General features: G+C 60.3%; 16 protein-coding genes and 2 pseudogenes. 8 read left to right on the top strand and 10 right to left on the bottom strand.

The genetic code is table 11. The features are described 5' to 3' along the window. Nucleotides 1–300 precede the first annotated feature (300 nt). Nucleotides 301–507: a DUF1488 family protein gene (locus tag QCE48_RS30570; protein WP_404982518.1), complete on the bottom strand. Its 207-nt coding sequence runs from the start codon at nt 505–507 to the stop codon at nt 301–303. An 87-nt stretch (nt 508–594) separates the two neighbouring features. Here QCE48_RS30570 and QCE48_RS30565 point away from each other — a divergent pair. Continuing rightward, nucleotides 595–822, top strand: a pseudogene (locus tag QCE48_RS30565) (transposase); the annotation flags it as partial. Between the two features lie 493 nt (nt 823–1315). Here the strand turns inward: QCE48_RS30565 and QCE48_RS30560 are convergent. From QCE48_RS30560 to QCE48_RS30550, 3 genes are all read right to left on the bottom strand, one after another. Further along, nucleotides 1316–1720, bottom strand: coding sequence for a hypothetical protein (locus QCE48_RS30560; RefSeq protein WP_309784507.1), 405 nt, complete (start codon nt 1718–1720; stop codon nt 1316–1318). Between the two features lie 792 nt (nt 1721–2512). Next, entirely contained in the window at nt 2513–2893 is a 381-nt protein-coding gene (locus QCE48_RS30555) for a YkvA family protein (protein WP_309784508.1), read from the bottom strand. A gap of 417 nt (nt 2894–3310) precedes the next feature. Further along, nucleotides 3311–4222 (bottom strand): AraC family transcriptional regulator, encoded by a 912-nt coding sequence (locus QCE48_RS30550; protein WP_309784510.1) that lies wholly within the window; start codon nt 4220–4222, stop codon nt 3311–3313. Nucleotides 4223–4375: 153 nt separating this feature from the next. Between QCE48_RS30550 and QCE48_RS30545 the strand changes: the two genes are divergently transcribed. Further along, complete coding sequence (locus tag QCE48_RS30545) at nt 4376–5209, top strand: oxidoreductase (RefSeq protein ID WP_309784511.1); 834 nt, start codon at nt 4376–4378, stop codon at nt 5207–5209. A 266-nt stretch (nt 5210–5475) separates the two neighbouring features. On the opposite strand, the gene QCE48_RS30540 is transcribed toward QCE48_RS30545, so the two are convergent. Together QCE48_RS30540 and QCE48_RS30535 are read right to left on the bottom strand one after the other, a co-directional pair. Then, nucleotides 5476–5847, bottom strand: a complete 372-nt coding sequence (locus QCE48_RS30540) for a YciI family protein (RefSeq protein WP_309784512.1) — start codon at nt 5845–5847, stop codon at nt 5476–5478. A 487-nt stretch (nt 5848–6334) separates the two neighbouring features. Beyond that, the gene (locus QCE48_RS30535) at nt 6335–8599 is read right to left on the bottom strand and encodes a filamentous hemagglutinin N-terminal domain-containing protein (protein ID WP_309784514.1); all 2265 of its coding nucleotides are present in this window, start codon (nt 8597–8599) and stop codon (nt 6335–6337) included. An 838-nt stretch (nt 8600–9437) separates the two neighbouring features. Between QCE48_RS30535 and QCE48_RS30530 the strand changes: the two genes are divergently transcribed. Further along, nucleotides 9438–10067: a tyrosine-type recombinase/integrase gene (locus QCE48_RS30530; protein ID WP_309785067.1), complete on the top strand. Its 630-nt coding sequence runs from the start codon at nt 9438–9440 to the stop codon at nt 10065–10067. Between the two features lie 272 nt (nt 10068–10339). Here QCE48_RS30530 and QCE48_RS30525 read toward each other — a convergent pair whose 3' ends face one another. Beyond that, on the bottom strand, nt 10340–10759 hold the full coding sequence (locus QCE48_RS30525; protein ID WP_309784516.1) for a heme-binding protein: 420 nt from the start codon (nt 10757–10759) through the stop codon (nt 10340–10342). 141 nt (nt 10760–10900) lie between these two features. On the opposite strand from QCE48_RS30525, the gene QCE48_RS30520 reads away from it, so the two are divergent. From QCE48_RS30520 to QCE48_RS30510, 4 genes and pseudogenes are all read left to right on the top strand, one after another. Continuing rightward, the gene (locus QCE48_RS30520) at nt 10901–11785 is read left to right on the top strand and encodes a LysR family transcriptional regulator (RefSeq protein WP_309784517.1); all 885 of its coding nucleotides are present in this window, start codon (nt 10901–10903) and stop codon (nt 11783–11785) included. A gap of 287 nt (nt 11786–12072) precedes the next feature. Continuing rightward, nucleotides 12073–12360: an integrase core domain-containing protein gene (locus QCE48_RS30515; protein ID WP_309784518.1), complete on the top strand. Its 288-nt coding sequence runs from the start codon at nt 12073–12075 to the stop codon at nt 12358–12360. A 309-nt stretch (nt 12361–12669) separates the two neighbouring features. Further along, on the top strand, nt 12670–12903 hold the full coding sequence (locus tag QCE48_RS32015) for a penicillin acylase family protein (protein WP_404982521.1): 234 nt from the start codon (nt 12670–12672) through the stop codon (nt 12901–12903). Between the two features lie 85 nt (nt 12904–12988). Then, a pseudogene (locus QCE48_RS30510) lies at nt 12989–13305 on the top strand (helix-turn-helix transcriptional regulator); the annotation flags it as partial. A gap of 501 nt (nt 13306–13806) precedes the next feature. On the opposite strand, the gene QCE48_RS30505 reads toward QCE48_RS30510, so the two are convergent. From QCE48_RS30505 to QCE48_RS30495, 3 genes are all read right to left on the bottom strand, one after another. Continuing rightward, nucleotides 13807–14100, bottom strand: a complete 294-nt coding sequence (locus tag QCE48_RS30505) for a DUF4148 domain-containing protein (RefSeq protein ID WP_309784520.1) — start codon at nt 14098–14100, stop codon at nt 13807–13809. A gap of 73 nt (nt 14101–14173) precedes the next feature. Beyond that, nucleotides 14174–15307, bottom strand: a complete 1134-nt coding sequence (locus QCE48_RS30500; RefSeq protein WP_404982625.1) for a formylglycine-generating enzyme family protein — start codon at nt 15305–15307, stop codon at nt 14174–14176. A gap of 142 nt (nt 15308–15449) precedes the next feature. Beyond that, nucleotides 15450–17156, bottom strand: a complete 1707-nt coding sequence (locus QCE48_RS30495) for an arylsulfatase (RefSeq protein ID WP_309784522.1) — start codon at nt 17154–17156, stop codon at nt 15450–15452. Between the two features lie 497 nt (nt 17157–17653). Between QCE48_RS30495 and QCE48_RS30490 the strand changes: the two genes are divergently transcribed. Further along, nucleotides 17654–18694: an HAD family hydrolase gene (locus QCE48_RS30490; RefSeq protein WP_309784523.1), complete on the top strand. Its 1041-nt coding sequence runs from the start codon at nt 17654–17656 to the stop codon at nt 18692–18694. Nucleotides 18695–18698 lie beyond the last annotated feature (4 nt).

The raw sequence follows: 18698 nt of genomic DNA, 5'->3' as shown, positions 1-18698 counted from the left end.
CGGAGCGACAACCATGACAACCTGACGCAGCGTCAATCATCCCGACCGACCGGCCAAGATGATTGACGGTAAACCGGACATGCTGCTTGACGGTATCCACCTGACGGACCTACTGGACCTGGGCGCATGATCAGGCATCGTTGCGGCAGCTGAGCTGACCACCAAACCGGTCGGAGTGGGCCCTATCCAAACCCAAGCCGAACCCGAGGGATCTCACGTACGCCGCGCAAAATCCGACGGCGTCAACTCGACGTTTGCTGATGGATGGGCGAGCGCCTTGCGTGCCGCCAGCGCGGCGATTCACTCATAGCCATCGCCGAAGCATTTGAGCGTGCGAGCGTCGCTTGCCACCGGTTCAAGCCAGAAAGACGCTTCGAGCGCCTCGAGGGTGACCACGCACTCGACTGCGCCGTTCCCTCGTACGAGGTCGAACACGACACCGCGGCCATTTGCGAGGAATGCGGGGTTCTGCCGCTGCGGCTTCCAAGATTGAGATACCTCAATCAAGTTAGAAGCCCCAAAAAATGAACACAGGGGCTGTTAACGCTCGATGAATCCTGTTAACCGTTTCGTTGTTTGCGCGACGAAAAGGCCATGGCAAAGCCGATACTCGACGACGAACTCTGGGCACTCATCGAACCGCTGCTGCCCCCTCCGAAACTACGGCGCCACCGTTACCCAGGGCGCAAACCGCTCGACAATCGTGCGGGGCTCACCGGCATCCTCTTCGTCTCGCAGACCGGCCTTCGTGGTGACCTTCTTCCTCGCGAGATGGGTTGCGGCAGCGGCATGAGTTGCTGGCGTCGCCTGCGTGACTGGCAGTTTCGAATCGTGTTGAAGGAGCCGACTTCTTGAGTGCCGTCGAAGTGTTAATTGGGTTCCAAACTGGCTCGCGTTGGTGATGCTCCGATATCCTGCCCCTAAGACCCTCGATCTCGCCGGCAACCGATGCTTTAAGTCGGCTGAAATGGTGGTACGGGAAGAACATCACCATCGATAAAAGCGGTCGCGCATCGGACCGCGAACTGGAGCGCCCCGTCGGCGTTTGCAAATATGCCTAACTTCCCCAAGGACGTCGCATGACCGTCCTCTTCCAATATCAATGCGGATGCAACGAAGGCATTGCCCAAAGGCGTGACGGACAACTCCAACGGTACTCCACGGTGATAGAAGTTCATACGGTCCCCTCCAAGGATCGTGGTGTGCCACGGCTTATAGCGTGAGCATGTGCGTGATGGACGCGCAAACGGCACGTCAACCAGTTCGGCGTCGGCGGTCGGGCAGCGGATCAGTTCGCGAATAGGCTAGCGAGGCATCATTCGGAAGGCGGCACTTTCCAATGATCAATTTCGGCCATGCCATAAGCGAATGCATAGCGCAGAGCGCCTATCGGGCTAGCAAACGTTCCCAGCGCCCCACTGCGGTGCTCAACACCGCTCGGATCGCGGACGACAAGCGTCGCCAAGTAGACCTCGCGGTCCGTTACCGCGATTGCGCTAAGCACATGTCCCTTGTATATGACATTGTTCATATGAAGCATTGGTGTCTCTCTGAGCACTCTGGTGCGCAGCAGCGATGCTATGTGTATGGCAGGTAAGAATAACTGCTCAGCTTTTGTCCGGTGCGTAGTTTTACGTTTATTACAGTTGTTCCGAAACGGCATAAAACAGACAAAACAGCCGCAGCGTCCCGTCTTGCCGAGGCGGTTCGGACTTGGCACGGGATGTTCCGCGCAGGCAGAGGCCGGTACGCACGAAGTCAGGCGAAAGCCGCCGATGGGATCGGAGGGCGAAGAGGGCTCCGCTGACTCAGCGCCAGCGTCTCTCGGACGAGGCCGGCCTAGAAACGCTCACGACCGGGCGCGGTTATATGAACAAAGATTTCGCGGCCTGGGCGCCTATGTGCAGCGCCGAGACTGGGAGCGTCCGCGAATGATCGGCCTGCCAGGCGCTTACCGCCAGCCCTAGCCATGCGGGACAATTTCGCCGAATGCCTGTGGTTATGGTTATTGCACCTTGCCTACGGCTTGGGCAGTTAAAATATGTGCGATATGGGACCTGGTTGTCGCATCGGTCCACCTTGGCACCGGCCCTGCTTGGCCATCCGGGGTTTAGCGAAGCGGACCTTCTCACACCGTGGCCCTGGAATGCGATCGATCTCATCAACGGCGCATGAACATTTCGAAAGCGGTCACTGCCATCCCAGGACAGCGAAAGGCGCGTCAGGGGTAGCTCACGGTCCTTCGCTGGCGATAGCAACGTTGTCGGCGCAGAGAACAATATTTCGAAGATCGGGGCCAGCCGAACGCGAGGACGTTGATGAGCATTCTCGGACAACATTCGGTGCTTCCCCGACGCACGTTGCAACGATGGAGAGGGTGGAAAGCGGCCATCAAGGGACATTCGTTCGACTTGTTGCGGCAACGTCCGACCGGTCGCTGCACAGATTTGCCGGACATTCAATCCACCGCTATGTCGGCTTGCGCGCAACTTGCGAGGCCCGCGACCCCAGTTCAGCGAGCAAGCCAACGCCACAGCAACCAAGCGCAGAATGCCCAGATAGTCAGAATAGCAGCCAAACCGAGCATGCTTCTTGGCTTCACCGGCTTGCTCGCAAGCCAGACTTCGGCCCTCCCGCGATTGGCTTCGATGACTGCCTTTGGAATGAGGCGCAAGCAAAGCCAGACTCCAAGCGGTACGACGACGAGATCATCAAGATAGCCGAGGACCGGTATGAAGTCGGAAATAAGGTCCATAGGGCTAAGCGCATAGGCCACCGTTGCGAACGCGAGAAATTTCGCAACCAACGGCGTGACCGGATCGCGACCGGCGAACATAAGCGTGACTACGTCTCGCTTTAGCCGCGTTGCCCAAGCCTTGAGTGGTTGCAGCATTTGGCGTTACGCCCCGCTTGCGAGTGCGCCGACTGGCATTGAAAAGACTCATCTATGGGATTTTAGCGCCCGTTGCAGTGACCGGCGCCGCACGATATGTAACCGCTCTGACAACAGCGGCCGGGCGCCTCTGCGGCCATCAAATCGACTGCAGCGCTCGACCAATCAGGTTCGGCCGCCGGACGTATGACCGTTCAATTTTGCAAAACGGCCGTTCGCGCGTTCCGGAGGCCAAGGGCCGCAATGGCGTCGGGTGCCGAAGCTTTGCGCCGCGATTGGACGCGCTCAGACTGCGATTTCATAAACCGGCCAGTCATCGCCGCCATGACAATGTTGCGGGTGCGTGCTTCCTGACATCTAGCACATATTCGTGGACGTCCGATCACGGATCTACGATCGAATCGAAGCATGCCAAATTCAGTGCGACGAGACATAAGGCGTATCAGCGAATACTGCCGGGATCGTGAAACTTTCGCGCATTCGCTTAGCCTCCGCGGCCGGCGTCAAGCCAAACAGACGCCTGAATTCCCTGCTGAACTGGGACGGACTCGTGTAGCCCACAGCGTGTCCCGCCGTCTCTGCGGTCAGCTCTTTACGCACCATTAATAGGCGAGCCTGATGAAGGCGTGTCGACTTTACGTATTGGATCGGCGAGACCTGCGTAATGGCCTTGAAGTGGCTGTGGAAACTCGGAATGCTCATACCCGCTTCGTCGGCCAGTCGCCTTACGTCGAGAGGCTGCGCATAGCTTGCATGAATCAGGCGGAGTGAGCGGCCTATCTGGCCGAACCGTCCTCGCATCGCCAAAGCCTCCCGCAACGAGCTTCCCTGGGGTCCGGTCAGCACTCGGAAATACAGTTCACGCAGCAGTCCGGCGCCCAACACAGCAGCTTCGAGCGGCCGATGCATCGCCTCGAGGAAGCGCAGCACGGACGCTTGCATCGCGTCATCCATCGGTGTCGACATCATGCTCTGCGGTGCTGGTGCGCGCTCTGCCTCGCCTTCGCGGTCGATCTGCTCCGCAAGTTCGGCGGCCAATGCGAAATCGAGGTGGAGATACAGCGCGAGCAGCGGGCGCTCCTCGGTTGCATCGGTCTCCATGCTGAACGGCACGGGCACGGACACGGCCAGGTAGTGACGCTCGTCGTAGAGGTAGAGCCGGTCGCCGAAATAACCTCGCTTGCGGCCCTGGCAGACGATCACGATACCTGGGTCGTAAAGAACGGGCGTGCGCGATAGCGCCCGGTTCGACCGCAAGATGCGGACACTCGGCAGTGCCGTCAGGTTGTAGCCCTCGTCGGGCCCCAAGGCGCGTAGCAGGGTAACCATGCGTTTCTGGCTTCGAGTGGATAGAGCTGGGTGCTGAGTCGAAACGCGTAACGTGTTCATAGTTTTGTGCAAGAAAATTATCGAAACCAGGCTGAAATTGCCTCGCTCATCAGATTAGCATGCACTCTCCAATCGACATCGGGAGAAGCTTTAATGACATCCAGCAAAACTCTGCTCATCACCGGCGTCAGCAGCGGCTTTGGCCGCGCGCTCGCACAGGAAGCGCTGGCGGTGGGTCACAAGGTCGTCGGTACGGTGAGAAGTGCCGAGGCAAAGCATGAATTCGAGTCCCTATCCTTGAATGCCGCTCGGGGACGTGTGCTCGACGTGACCGGCTTCGACACGATCGACGGCGTCGTGGCGGAAATCGAGACTGTCATCGGACCAATCGATGTGCTGGTCAACAGTGCTGGCTACGGCCACGAGGGCATCATGGAAGAATCTCCGCTCTCTGAAATGCGCCGCCAGTTCGACGTGAATGTATTTGGTGCGGTCGCCATGATGAAGGCCGTCCTGCCATTTATGCGTAAACGCCGCCGCGGCCACATTCTAAATATCACGTCGATGGGCGGCTACATCACCATGCCGGGAATCGCTTATTACTGTGGCAGCAAGTTTGCGTTGGAGGGCATCTCCGAGGCGCTTGGCAAAGAGGTCAAGCCCTTCGGTATTGCTGTGACGGCCGTGGCGCCGGGCTCATTTCGCACTGACTGGGCCGGTCGTTCGATGACGCGGACCCCCCGCTCGATTTCGGATTACGACGATATCTTCAATCCTATCCGTCAGGCTCGCGAGGAAAAAAGCGGCAAGCAATTGGGAGATCCCGGGAAAGCGGCGCGCGCAATGTTGGCAGCGATTGCAGCGGATCATCCGCCCACACATCTATTGCTCGGCAGCGACGCACTCGGGCTCGTTCGGGACAAGTTGTCGGCATTGAACGTTGAGATCGGTGCGTGGGAGGCTACCACCGTGTCGACGGACGGCTGATGACCGCCGGGACGGAGATTCTGTGGAGAACAGGTCCCGCGCGTCGGGTGCGAATGATGCAAAGTTTGCCCGATACGAAAGTCCGTTGGCAAGGTGAAGCGGACGTTCGTGCTTCCCTCCTCGGGCCGTCCTGAGCCGGATGCCGTCGGGCTCGGTGCGGCCAACGGCGGACATCGCCGCGATGACCCGCGATGACTCCCGACACAGTGAAGCAGTCTGTGATGAAAAGAACGCCAAGCGCCTTCTTGAGACGGGCGTCCGATTCCTCATGTCGCCAGATAGAACTCCAAGGGGATAAGCTCTACGGCCCATCCGCCTTGTTCGCCGAGCGTGGCAGCCGGGTGCATGGACGCTATGCGTAACGCCTCATCAGGACTGTCAGCCTCGATGATAAATAGGCCGCCCACGACTTCCTTCGACTCGGTGTAAGGCCCATCGGTGACGCGCGTCTCTCCAGCACGCGAGCGGAGAGTCCTCCACTTGTCCAGATCGCCAAGGGAGGCGGAAATCAGAACCTTGCCAGTAGCGCGCATTTTCTCGTCCAATGCTGGGCACTGGCTCACCAATTCCTTGAGTTCGTCTGGCGCCATCGCGGCGAATTCTTCGGGGGAGAAGTAGGCCAGGCCGAGGTATTTCATGCGAGATCCTTTGAATGGGGTTCACTGACGACGAACGTGATGATCGGAAATCGACAATGCCCTAGCTATTTTGTAGCGGGTTTCGCCAGCCTGTCCGCTTTGGGTTCCTCGTGCGCGACGTAGACAGATGGATGGGGAGAGAATGCAAGATTCGAGAGGACCGGGTTCGGCCATGAAGCGTCATTCGCCTAAACCGTTGCGCGGACGTTCAGACGTCCGCTTCAGTTCGTTGAATGGGCGGTCGCGACAATACCGCGAGCGTCAGGTTCACTTGGCAGCGCATGTACTTTCAACCCTCTCCGCCCTTGGGGTCCCGCGACTTCAATGCCGGGTATCCAATTACAACACTCGGCCGTACGCCAACAATCTCGCCCCTACGTGAGCGAGTCGTGCGGGCAGGCCGCGGCATCTCTGCGTCGAAGGATGCCCGTTTGAACAAGATGAAGACTGGGATCGGCGCCTACCTGCGACTCCGGATAGCCTGCCATCAATCGAAATGCGCTCGCTGCGCATCTTGTTGCCAGCGCAGGATCGGATGCGTGCCTCCCGCGGGCATCACCCACGTGCCGGTCGGACCGAAGTCCCACGTCGGTCCGAAGCTCGCGGTCGTGCTCATCTGCGCGGTCGTGAGGCCGTTCGCGGCGGGCAGCGCCTTGCCGCTGTATACGCTATTGGTTGCAGTGCTTGCTTGCACATCCCAGAAGACGTTGTCCGCGATGGTTCCGGCATTCGTAAAGGCCACGCCGGCCTTTTGGTCGGGTGGGAACAGTGGAGTTTGGTGCGTGGTAGCGAACGATTCGCTGATCGTTCCGCCGTTATACAAGACCAGGCCGCCGGTGGTATACATTGTCGCGGAGCCGGTCGCATAGGACTGTATTATCGATCCGTAGTTGCTGGCAACCAGGCCGGCGCCCGACGCGTGCGATCCGCCACTCACCGAGCCAGTCGCGAACGACTGGACGATGTTTCCGTTATTAACCCTCGCGAGGCCGGCAAACGTGCCATCGCCGTTGAGACCGGCTCCGGTCGACGAGCGCTCGATCGTGCCATCGTTCACCACGACGAGGCCGCCGGCGCCCCGGTACGAACTGATGCTGCCCGACGCATGCGTGTTCGTGATGAGCCCCCGATTACGTAGCGCGATGATGCCTCCGCCGCCGCCTGCGAACATGCCCGATGCGGTCATATACGCATTATTGACACTCAGATTCCGCACGACGCCTGTTGTACCGATGTCGCCAAACAGACCGGCCGATTCCTGATATTGGTACAGGTTGCCGATGGCATGACCCATGCCGTCGAACTGGCCCGTGAACGCCGCATTCGCTCCTCCGATTCTCTGGAACTGATTGTCCCATCCACCTAGGTCGAGGTCCCTGCCGAGCGCGTATACGCCGGCGAGATTGTTCGACACGTTCTCGAGGGCTACTTTCGAATTGACGAGCCGGTACGCGGTCGCTTGCGTGTTGAGGCCGCTGAACGGCGCGGGGGCCCACGATGGATTGCTCGTCACAGTGCCAGCGAGGTAACCGCCGTTCGTGTCATGGAGCGCCGCGACGACGCCGGTGCTGCGAGACCAGTCGATGGTGCCGCGGTTCACGACGCTGGCACCATTATCGATGCCGTTTGCGTCGGCTCGCAGCGTGAGGTTGCCCGCGCCGTTGTTTGCGACCGTTACGGCCCCGCCGATCGTCACATTGTGTTGCGCGTTGAGCGCAAGCGATGCGTCGCCGCTCCAGCGCAGCGTCGACTGGAGATTGATGTCACCGCTCTTGCCGTAGGCGCCCGTCGTGTTCACATTGACTGACGTACCGCTCGACAGGTCACGGGCGAGGATCGCCGCGGCCACCCCTCCCACGTTGAACTCGGGCGCCGTCAAATTCCATCGTCCGGCATCGATGACGGCGTCGTCGAGATGGAGCACGTAGCCGCTCGTATCCACGGTGCCGCCGCTGCCGTCCGCATTCAATGCCGCGACGTTCGTGTGGACGTGCGCCGTGCCGCGTTGGGCCACCAGCCACACGTGACCATCGCGCGTGGCGGTGCCAGTTGCGCGGAGTTCGCCTCGCGTGCCCGCGAGCGCGAACACGTTCCCGTCGGCTGCTTCGAGGGCGATATGCGCGGCACGGATCATGCCCTTGTTGACCACATCCCCTCGAGTACCGGGTTCCACGAACACTTGGCTGCCACTCGACGAATCCATCAGCAACACCTGAGCGCCGGTGGCAAGTTTCACCGTGCCCTTGGGCGCGTCGATCGAACCGTCGTTCTCGGTGAGCTTGCGCGAGATCAGGAATACGTCGCCGCCGCTTGAACTGATCCTCCCGAGATTGATGATGCTGGCCTCGCTCGTACTGCTCAAGAAAAATGCGCCCCTGTTCATGAAGGCGTCATTGGTCACATCGAGTGTCGAGGCGACGAAGCGGCCACCGGTCGTGACGACGCCGCTCGTGCCGATAAGTACGCCCTGCGGATTAATCAGGTAGATACTACCCGTGCCACTCAGCCTGCCATCGATGACGGAGCGATCGATACCGGTCACACGGTTGAGCGTTGCACCGGCGCCGTTATTCACTGTCACACTATTGGCAATCCCGATCGAAAAGCCGCGCCAGTCGATGACCGCGCGCGGCGTGCTTTGAGTGATGTTGAGCGCTGAGCCGTTCGACGAGATCGAACCCGTGCCAGCAACGAACTGTCCCCCGCTGGGGAGGGGGCCGGCCGCGAGCGCACATGCTCCATGTGTGAGCATCCCGGATAACAAGGCGGACCAGTATCTGTGGCGAGCGTGACGATGGCCCCAGGTGAGAGGCGCTTGCTTTTGCATAGCTGAACTACAAGGCACAAAGTGATGCATAACTCCTCCCGCAACCACCTAAAGCATTACTGGCATCAGTATTTGGCGAAGATCCAATGTAAGAATAGACGCAATCCGATCAACTGCAATGGCGCGGCGGAAGATCGACGCTGCAATGGATCACGGCCCGGACCAAGCGCCAACACTGGCGACCGGCGCGTTTCTTTCGATCGCTGAAGCTTGTTGTGCCTTGGCTTTGCTCCGTTGCTGGACTTCACGCCTCAACTGGCCCAGTAGAAAGGACGGACCTGAGCGAATACGGCATGGTGGCGGAACGGAATGTGCACGAGTTCGATGCCACGTGGCTACGGGGCGGCTCGCCCGCCGGCGACGCGTTGGTAGGGAGCGGAGAAATTCAGTCCCTTGCGGATCTCGCCAACATTTCGAAATGGTCCGGACGATGCAGGCGCCCCCGATTACCAAGGATGCCATTGTGCGCCTCGGGTTGCGGTACATGTGCCGATCGTGCCGCTGGCACTGACGATGACGTCCCCGGAGTACCTCCTGAAGAGACTGTTCGAACTGTTGTTCTAGGCGTTGGCCTTCCTTGCCAAGCGTCATGGATGACAGTATTGGCCGACATATGTTTTTGTCTGGAGTGGCTGTACCGAACGACTGCTCGACTCTGGTACCTGCCGTTGCACCTCTGACGGCTCGACCGTCGGCAACGAGTCGAAGAATGACCACTCCGCAAGCGCAAAATCGATCTCCCTTCGTTGAAGAGGAGATTGTCATGGAAACGCTTAATTCTTCCGGCGCTCGTCGGGTGCCGTGGAACAAGGGTAGGCTGACCGGCCAGACGCCACCGCTGAAGCTCCGGGAATTCTGGGCAATTCGAACGAGGCTGCAGATGTCGACCAACGCTCGCGAGTTGGCGATGTTCAATCTCGTGATCGACAGTAAGCTTCGAGCGTGCGATTTGACGCGCTTGCAGGTTCAGGACGTCTGCATGGGAGGGCATGTAGTCTCGCGAGCCACGTTCATGCAGCAGAAGACGCAACGACCTGTCCAGTTCGAAATTACGGAGCTGACTCGGCAGAGTGTCGCGGCGTGGATCTCAGCTCGCGGCCTGACGCCATCCGACTATCCGTTTCCAAGTCGCCTGCACACGTCAGCGCACGTCTCGAAGCGCCAGTATGCCCGCATCGTGCATCGTTGGGTCGCGTCAATCGGGCTCGACGACGCCGCCTACGGTACGCACACGATGCGCCGCACGAAGGCGTCGTTGATCTACCGACGTACGAAGAACCTGCGGGCGGTTCAGCTGCTCTTGGGCCATACGAAGCTTGAGAGCACAGTGCGATACCTCGGTATCGAGGTAGACGACGCGCTTGAGATGGCCGAACAAACCGAAGTGCAATAGCTGCTGGCCGGTGAGCGGGCGATTGCCGGCCAGGAGGCGACATTCGCACGCACGTGAGTTCAGACGTTCACACGTCAGATCCGCCCCCCGGCAAGCGGCCATTCAATTCGCGAGGACGAGTGTTACTTCACCGGTCAAACTCGCCGGTCGCGTTCAATCGATTGCGACCGCTTCCGGAGTTCGCGAACAGGCAATTGCGACCTGCTGCGTCTTGACTACATTGACAGCTTTACGCCGTCTTGTCGCGGCCGGACCTTGGGCAGGTGCCGTCCTCATGGCTGCGCTGCGATTAGCTTGTCAGCGCCGGCCTGGGCGACCAGCGCGTCCTGGTCAGAACGCATGCCCGACACGCCTATCGCGCCGACCACTGCACCGTCGCGAATCAGTGGAATCCCTCCGTCCAGCGGCACGAGGTTATTCATACCGAGCAGGCGCAGGTGCAGTCCGCCTTGCGCGATTGCGTCTTCAAAAACGCGCGTGGGACGTCGGAACAGCACGGCTGTTTCGGCCTTCTGTCTCGCAACGTGGATACTGCCGAGTTGCGCTCCGTCAAGTCGTTGCTGAAGCACCAGGTGTCCGCCGCTGTCCACAACTGCGATCACCATAGGCCAACCGTGACGTGTTGCCTCCTCTTCGGCCGCAGCCACGACCCGGCGTGCATCGGTGAGGTTGAACCGGTTGCTGTAGCTCATGGGCGCTGCATTCTCGTTACATTGAGTCATTAGTCGTCTCCTTCGGATCCAATCGGATGTCAACATGACTAGAATGTACGGCGGCGACCAAACCACGCATAGGTGCGCGAGCCGTCAGACATTCTTCCACGAAACGAGAGAATGACGGTCATGAACAGGGACGAATATGAAGTACTGTTGGCTATTCTTGAAGAAGGAAGTTTGACAGCCGCAGCGCGATCGCTGGGCCGAACGTTGCAGTCGGTGCGCCGCGCCATTGCAGCGCTCGAGCGTGATTTGAACGCGACCTTGTTTCACCGAACGACGCGCCGTGTGCAGCCTACCGCGGCATGCCTGAAGTTCGCCACACGGATTCGACCCGCACTTGGAGAAATCGACGCAGCACGTGATGAACTCGTCGACCACGCAACCCAGCTGCGCGGCAGTATTCGCGTCGGCGCGCCGACAGCATTTGGCGCGGAATTCGTTTCGCCGCTCGTCGCGCGGTTTTTGGCAATTCACGAAAACGTCAGGGTAGAACTCCTGCTCGCCGAGCAGCATCTTGAGCTAACCGAAGCAAACATCGATCTCGCGGTCCGCCTTGGTCCTCTGCCGGACTCGAACCTGCGCGCGAAGCAAGTGGGCACTTTGCGGCGCGTCGTCTTTGGCACGTCGGAGTATTTCGCCTCGCACGGCTACCCAATTCATCCGTCCGAGCTTGCCCTTCACGACTGTATCCTGCGCCAGCACGCCCTGCGCGAGACATGGACCTTCAACCACACAGGGGGCGCAGTCGAGGTCGCAGGGCGCTTCCGGTCGACAAGCGCGCTAGCTTGCAATGCCGCGGCCGCGGCCGGAGCAGGAATAGGTCTAGCACCGATCTTTCAGGTGCAGAAGCTTCTCGACGCGGGTCAGGTGGTGACGGTGCTCGACTCGTTCGAGCCCGAACCCGTACCCGTTCATCTAGTATGGGCGGGGGGCCGCTCAGTGCCGCGTCGCATACGCGCACTGATTGACTTTCTGGCCGTGCGCCTCGTCGCCGGATAAAAGGGGAAGGTATTATCTGACGGCTCGTCGGCGGCGGATCGCGTCTCCCGGTTCGCTCTAAAACGGTCATTGCAGATCGTCGGTCATCGTGCAGGCGTGACCGGCCGGTCTGGCAGAACACGGCCTACGTACGCGAATCGGCGAACGGCCGTTGTACTTTGGAAGCTGCAGTTGAAGTCCCCTTGATCGACGGGCCGAAGTGGGTCGACTTCTGCCGTGCGCGGACCGATCAAGGGCAGAGCACTCCGCGGGCTCAACGTCGGACCGGGTTCGGCAGTACGCGAGCGATGAATACCAGCCTTGCTGAACAGCATCATGTGGTTTGCCGCATGAGCCGCAAGGGAAATCGCTGGGACATCTCGGTGATGGGGCGATTCTTCCCGAACCTGAAAATGGAAGGCGCATGGCAGAGCCAGTACCCCAACCACAATGAAGCTCGACGTGTTATCAACCAGCACATCGTCGGTATCTACAACGCCGTACGACTGCATTCGACTTTGGGCTATGCATCGCCCCCTGCCTACGAGGCGAAACCGACAGTGATAGGACCCATCTGCTTGTCCGAAATAACATGACCAATGCTCAGCGCACTCGTTTCGTCGAGATCGCTCTACCGCCTCGCCTCACCCGGCCAAACGCATGCACCCGAGCCACGGGGCGCGTGTCGCCGCTGCGCAAATAGTTTCCGGCATTGGCAAACCGAGGATATACCATTGATTCGCGAGCGTCTCAGGGAAGTCCCAGCCATCCTGTGCGTGGGGTGGTCATCTCGTCTTGGGTATTGCACCTCTCTTGGGATATCTTAGACTCTCCTGGCGGAACGGTGCCAAGATTCCGTTACACGGGGTTGCGACACGGAAGGGTACTTCAGGGTCGCCTATGCATTGCATCCCCTCGACGGTCGGGGTCACACGCTCGATCGCAGGGCGCACGGCAACAGCTACATGCAGGTGGTCGCGTTCGGCGACGACGGTCCGCAGGCCGATACGCTGCTCGCGCCCTCGGAGCCCGATGATCCAGGCTCGCCTCATCACGGTGACGCGACGCGGGACTACGTGCGCAAGGAGTGGAATCGGTTTCCATTCTCAGAGCGTGCCATGTTTCGGCGCCCGGCGTGAGCAGTGTCATGGTTGTCGGTCCGCGATAGCCTGCTACGTACTTTGCCCCATCGAGCGGACGTTCTATGCCGTAAGTTTCGTCCAGCGTCCACGTGGTGTCAGGCTCGTTAAAATCACCGACTCGCTTGCTGCCGACCTGGGGGATAACCAGCAGGCTGGAAGAATGGGCCGTGCGGGCAGGCATGGCGTCGCGAACGTTGAGCAGGCGGTTCGTCGTCGACACCGGGCTGACCTTCGCGCAATGGCGTCAGCAGGCGCGGATGCTTCGCGCACTGGAGCTTTTGGCGGATGCCATGTCCGTAACGGCGATCGCGCTTGGACTCGCTTACGAGAATATCAGCGCATTTATCGATGTTCCGACGAACCTTCGGTGTGACGCCGGGAAGGTATATGGACAAGTGAGCATTGAGGCGGGCAAATGCAATCTGAGAATCGCGACAGACGACGGCGGCGCTGCGTCGGCCGCACAAGTACTCAGATGGGTGCCGCGGGCGGGCTTGGGCCGGGCAGCAACAGCCGTTCGACTCCCTTCGAATTATTAGCAATCAACCGATCCAGGCGCGACGGTCCCGCAGTGGTGACGCCTGACCCGAAGATTCGGATGATCCTTTTGGTCGCTGGTACACAGCACATTACTCGCGAAGAAAGGCGGTCAACAATCAGATGGCGGCGCATTCGCCAACTGCAAGAAGCTAAATCCACAGCTAACGATGTGCGAGCGCTAATAAGGGATGCGTAGGCGCGTCACCGGACACGGGAACCTTAGTGCCATAGACCGGGCTTCAGGTGCAGTGCAGGAACGGGCCGCAGACGTAACACACCCGCGTCACCGTCTCGCAAGTTGCTGATTGGCCCGCAGTTCAACCGCGACTAAGGCGGCGAACTGACGTGTCATTGCGGTCCCTAATGGCAATCCGTGTGATACCAAACATCGACCTGACGCTGTGCCGCCTGTAGATCTTCTGGATAGTTCGGATCAAAGGCTTGAAATGGGTTGTACCCCGCCTTCTCTAGCGCCGCCAGCTCACTTCTATTGCGCTCGGGCGTGATGGGCGCGTTGCTTCTGCTAGCGGCGAGATCGCGGCATTCCGCTGCGCTCAAATGCGCAGCGCCTTCCGGCATGCCGCCTGTGGCACAGCCGATAAGGGAGAGCGTCAACACGCAAACCATCGGCCAGATCTTCGGCGAGTTCTTCAATTTACGTCTCCCTCTAGTGTTGCACGCTACGTCGCTCAGAACGTCGAAGGGGTTCCGGCTCCTTCTCGAACGATCAAGAGCGAGGTTGTGCATCGGCGCTAGCGGCCTGGCGCCGCTCGTTCAAATGCTCCCAGTTGTCCTTGTCTATTACGAGCCTGAAGCCGAGATGCGACATGCTGTTGTACGGATCGGTGCCGCGTCGCGCGCTCGGGCGGTAGCTCAGGCAATAGTCTTCGTTGCAGAGGAACGAGCCGCCGCGCGTCACGCGCTTGGGCGCCGCGACCGGGACACCCGGATCGGCCGGGTCCCACGCGTCGCTTGGGCCCGCCGGGTTGTCGACCACGCTCGCCGTCGATGCCTCGCGCCGGAACTGGTCCGCGCGATACCAGTCGGCGACCCATTGCCACGCGTTGCCCGTCATGTCGGAGAGACCGTAGACGTTGGCGGGAAAGGTGCCGACGCGGCTCGTGCCCGCCGCGCCGCCCGCCTTCGCGCTCATCACCGGGAACGGCCGCGCTTGCTGGCCTTGCCAGACATTCGCCATCTGCTTGCCGTCGGGCGTGAACGTGTCGCCCCACGCGTAGGTGGCCTGCGTGAGCCCGCCGCGCGCGGCGAACTCCCACTCGGCCTCGGTCGGAAGACGCTTGCCGGCCCATTTCGCATACGCTTCGGCGTCCTCGTAGGACACCTGCACGACCGGATGATCGTCCTTGCCGGCGATCGTGCTCTCTGGCCCTGTCGGATGCCGCCAGTCCGCGCCCGGCACGTAGCGCCACCAGCGCGAGAAGTCGTCGAGCGACACCGGCCCGTTCGTGCCGACGAACACCATCGCCCCCGGCACCAGCACGCTGTCTGGCGGACGAGGTGTGCCGGGCGGCGCCTGAACCCTGATCGTCTCCCAGTCCGGTTTCTTCTCTGCGGTCGTGACGTAGCCAGTGGCTTCGACGAACTTGCGGAACTCTGCGTTCGTCACGTGATGCTCGTCCATCCAGAAGCCGTGCACGCGCACCTTGTGCGCGGGACGTTCGTTGGCCTGCGCCATCTTCGCGTCGCTGCCCATCAGGAATTCGCCGCCCGGTACCCAGGCCATCCCCCGCGGACCACGCACGCCGTCGCCCTGGACCGCTTTCGAGGCGGCTTTCGAGTGGGTGTCGACGGCCCAGTTTGCCGCGAACCCGATCAAAGCGGGGCACGTCACGAGCAGCATGCCCCAGAGCAGCAGCCGGCGCGAGCGCGCAACCGCACCAGAAGGGCGGGCGGCAGCACTGGACTTGCCGTTTGTTTTCTCCGTTACACACTTTCGATTCGCCATGCCTCGCTCTCCATTTGCCTTGAGCCTGCTCGCAGGATCATTCGCTCGGGTGACGGTGACCGTTCTGCTTGACCTCCTGCAAGATCCGGCTAAGGTTGTAGCTGGCCGGGTCCTGCATCGGCGGGAACGCGGTGTAGGTTTCGAGTTCCTTCAGCCACAGCAGTTGCCCGATAGGCAGGGTATTCCAGTTGTATAGATAGGCCGTGCTCGGAGCGGCCAGCCCGCCGCCATAGCCCAGCAACGACTTGCTGTCGGCGCCGACCGTGGTCTCGAATGGATCGCGCATGATGTTGTCGACCTGCGTCCAGTGATACGTCGTGGCTCCGACGAGGCCACAGGTCGCGCAGTCTCCCACCATCGTGTAATAGAACTTCCAGTTCTTGTACCGCACCGCCGAGGGTATCGGTCCGGTGTAATAGAAAAACACCTCGCGGGCCGACTTCGCCGATTTCCCCTCCAGGTAATCGCGCTGGTCGACGCCGTCGAGTGTGGTCTTGACGATGCCGGGGTATTTTCCCGCCTCGATCTGTTTTTTGAGCTGGTCGCCCTTGGGGCCTCCGGCGATATCGACGAGCGTGGGCAGCCAGTCTAGGGACGCGAACATCTCCTTCATGACCGAGCCCGCCTTGATGTGCCCGGGCCAGCGGGCAACCGCCGGCGCGCGCATGCCGCCTTCCCAGGTCGTCAGCTTGCCGCCCTTGAACGGGGTGGTGCCGCCATCCGGGAAAGTGATGGTTTCGGCGCCGTTGTCGGTCGTGAAGACGACGATCGTGTTGTCGAGCTGGCCCATTTCCTCCAGCTTCTTCAGCACATAGCCGATGTTGTCGTCCATCTGCTTCATGCCCGCTTCGTTAATGCCCCAGTCCTTGCCGCCCTTTTCGCCGAGCATGGCTTCGTACTTCGGCGACAGCATCGTCGTGATGTGCATGCGCGCCGGGTTGTACCACACGAAGAACGGCTTGCCAGTCTTCTTCGGATCATTGCGATCGACGAAGTCGATGACCTTGGCCGAGATCTCCTCGTCGACCGTGCGCGATCGATCGAGCGTCAGCGGCCCTTCGTCCTTGCAGGTCTGGTTCTTCGCCGTGCCATCGGACGATTTGCACGCAATCACTGGACGCGGCGGCGTCAGACAGATCGTTGTCTTCGGGTCCACTGCGCCTGGAACGTCGGGCAGTCCGGGGACCGGCGTGTTCTTGCAGGGCGGAGCGATGCCCTGCTGGGTCGGCGAGGAGTTGATGTCGTTGAAGCTGACGCCCTGCATCGCGTCGAGGTGATACAGGTAACCCCAGAACTCGTGAAATCCGTGCGCGGTCGGCAAAGCGTCGGTGTGGTCGCCGAGGTGGTTCTTGCCGAATTCGCCGGTGTTGTAGCCGAGATCGAGCAGAAACTTCGCGAGCGCCGGCGTGCCGGGCAGAAGGTAGGTCGGGCTGCCCGGAAGCTGCGGCGGAATCATGCCCGCACGCAGCGGATGCATGCCGGTGAAGAAGGCCGTACGCCCTGCGGTGCAGCTTTGCTCTGCGTAGTAGTGCATGAAAATCGCGCCCTCGGTCCCAATCCGGTCAATGTTCGGTGTTTCTCCGACCATCAAGCCTCGGTGGTAGATGCTTGGCTGCATCCAGCCGATGTCATCGCCCATGATGACCAGGATGTTGGGCTTCTGCTGCGCGATCGCAGGCGATTGAGCGCCTAACGCGAGCGCGAGTATAGAGACGGAAACGGATAACCATGCTCTTGGCTTCATGTGCAGACTCCTGATCGTCTAGTGAAAAGCGAAGTCTTGACGTGCGCAATCAACCCCAAAAACGATGGTCCAGACGACGTTCCATACACTGGCGATGGCAATTCAGCTAAGCCAATTATTTTGTGTGGAATTGCTTATATATGTAAAACAGGGAACAACAGGGCGAAGCTGACCAGATGAAAGCGGAGTTTATCTTGGGATAATGTTCCGGATCGTCATCAACGCAGTGATAAGTTGCGCTAAAAATATTATCTAATGTGGCATGCGGGCGTGCATCACGCTTATTGACGGTAGCATTTAAGAACGATCGTCGCTATTGGACCAAAGTCTTATTGAAAAGACTTAACGAGTGCACCAACAATCGTTCGGGGACAATCAGACCGATGGTGACTCTGGTGTTGAATGAGACTTATCGAAGGCAAATCAACGCGCCTCATGACGCGATTGCCTAGCCGCATGTCGCGTGTTCAGGCGATTCGCTGAGAAGGGGAACGAAAATGTCCCGCTTGATTGAAGTCGCGCTTCGGCTGTCCGCATGTTTAGCGCTTGCATGCGTGCTGACGTCTTGCGGTTCCGCGCCCGCGCGCCAGGACGCTGCGCAGTCGGGCGCCATCGCTGTCGACCCTCTCCCTTCATGGAACGACACGGCTCAGAAGAAAGCCATCGTCGACTTCGTTCGAAAGACGACGACTGCCGGCTCGGCCGACTTCGTGCCGCCGCCCGAGCGGATTGCCGTCTTCGATGACGATGGCACGCTATGGATCGAACAGCCTGCGTACGTCCAGTTCGTGTTTGCACTCCAGCGGCTTCAGGCGCTGGCGCCTCAGCATCCTGAATGGCGCACTCAGGAGCCTTACCGCTCGGCGCTCGCCGGCAACATGGCCGGTGTGTTCGCCAAAAACGGTGAAGCGAACGCGATGAAACTGATCATGGCAACCCACGCGGGAATGACCTCCGATCAATTCGCCGCGCAGGCGCGCGACTGGCTGGCCTCCGCGCGCGACAAGCGCTTTGCCAGGACGTATCCCGAACTCGTCTATCAGCCGATGCTGGAGGCATTGAGCTATATGCGGGCAAATGGGTTCAAGACATTCATCGTATCGGGCGGCGGCGTCGAATTCATGCGCGGATTCGCAGACCGGGCGTATGGCATCCCGCCTGAACAGGTCATCGGCAGCAGCATCCAGTACCAGTACACCGAAGTCGCGGGTCAGCCGACGCTCATGCGCATCGCGAAGCTGGAAAACGTGGATGACGGTCCGGGCAAGCCGGTCACGATCCAGAGGGTCATCGGCAGAAGGCCGGTGGCGGCGTTTGGCAATTCGGACGGCGACCTGCAAATGCTCAGATGGACGACCAGCGGAACGGGTGCCCGACTCGGCGTGATCATTCACCACACGGATGCAGCGCGAGAGTATGCATACGACCGCACCTCGAAAGTCGGAAAGCTCGACAGGGCACTCGACGCGGCACCGGGCAACGGCTGGATCGTCGTGGACATGAAGCAGGACTGGAACCGGATGTTCCCCCGAAACTGAATGA

Origin of the sequence: Caballeronia sp. LZ024 (assembly GCF_031451455.1) — a bacterium.
Lineage (GTDB): Bacteria > Pseudomonadota > Gammaproteobacteria > Burkholderiales > Burkholderiaceae > Caballeronia > Caballeronia telluris.
The sequence above is the reverse complement of the archived record's forward strand: the minus strand, read 5'-3'. Positions and strand labels throughout refer to the sequence as shown.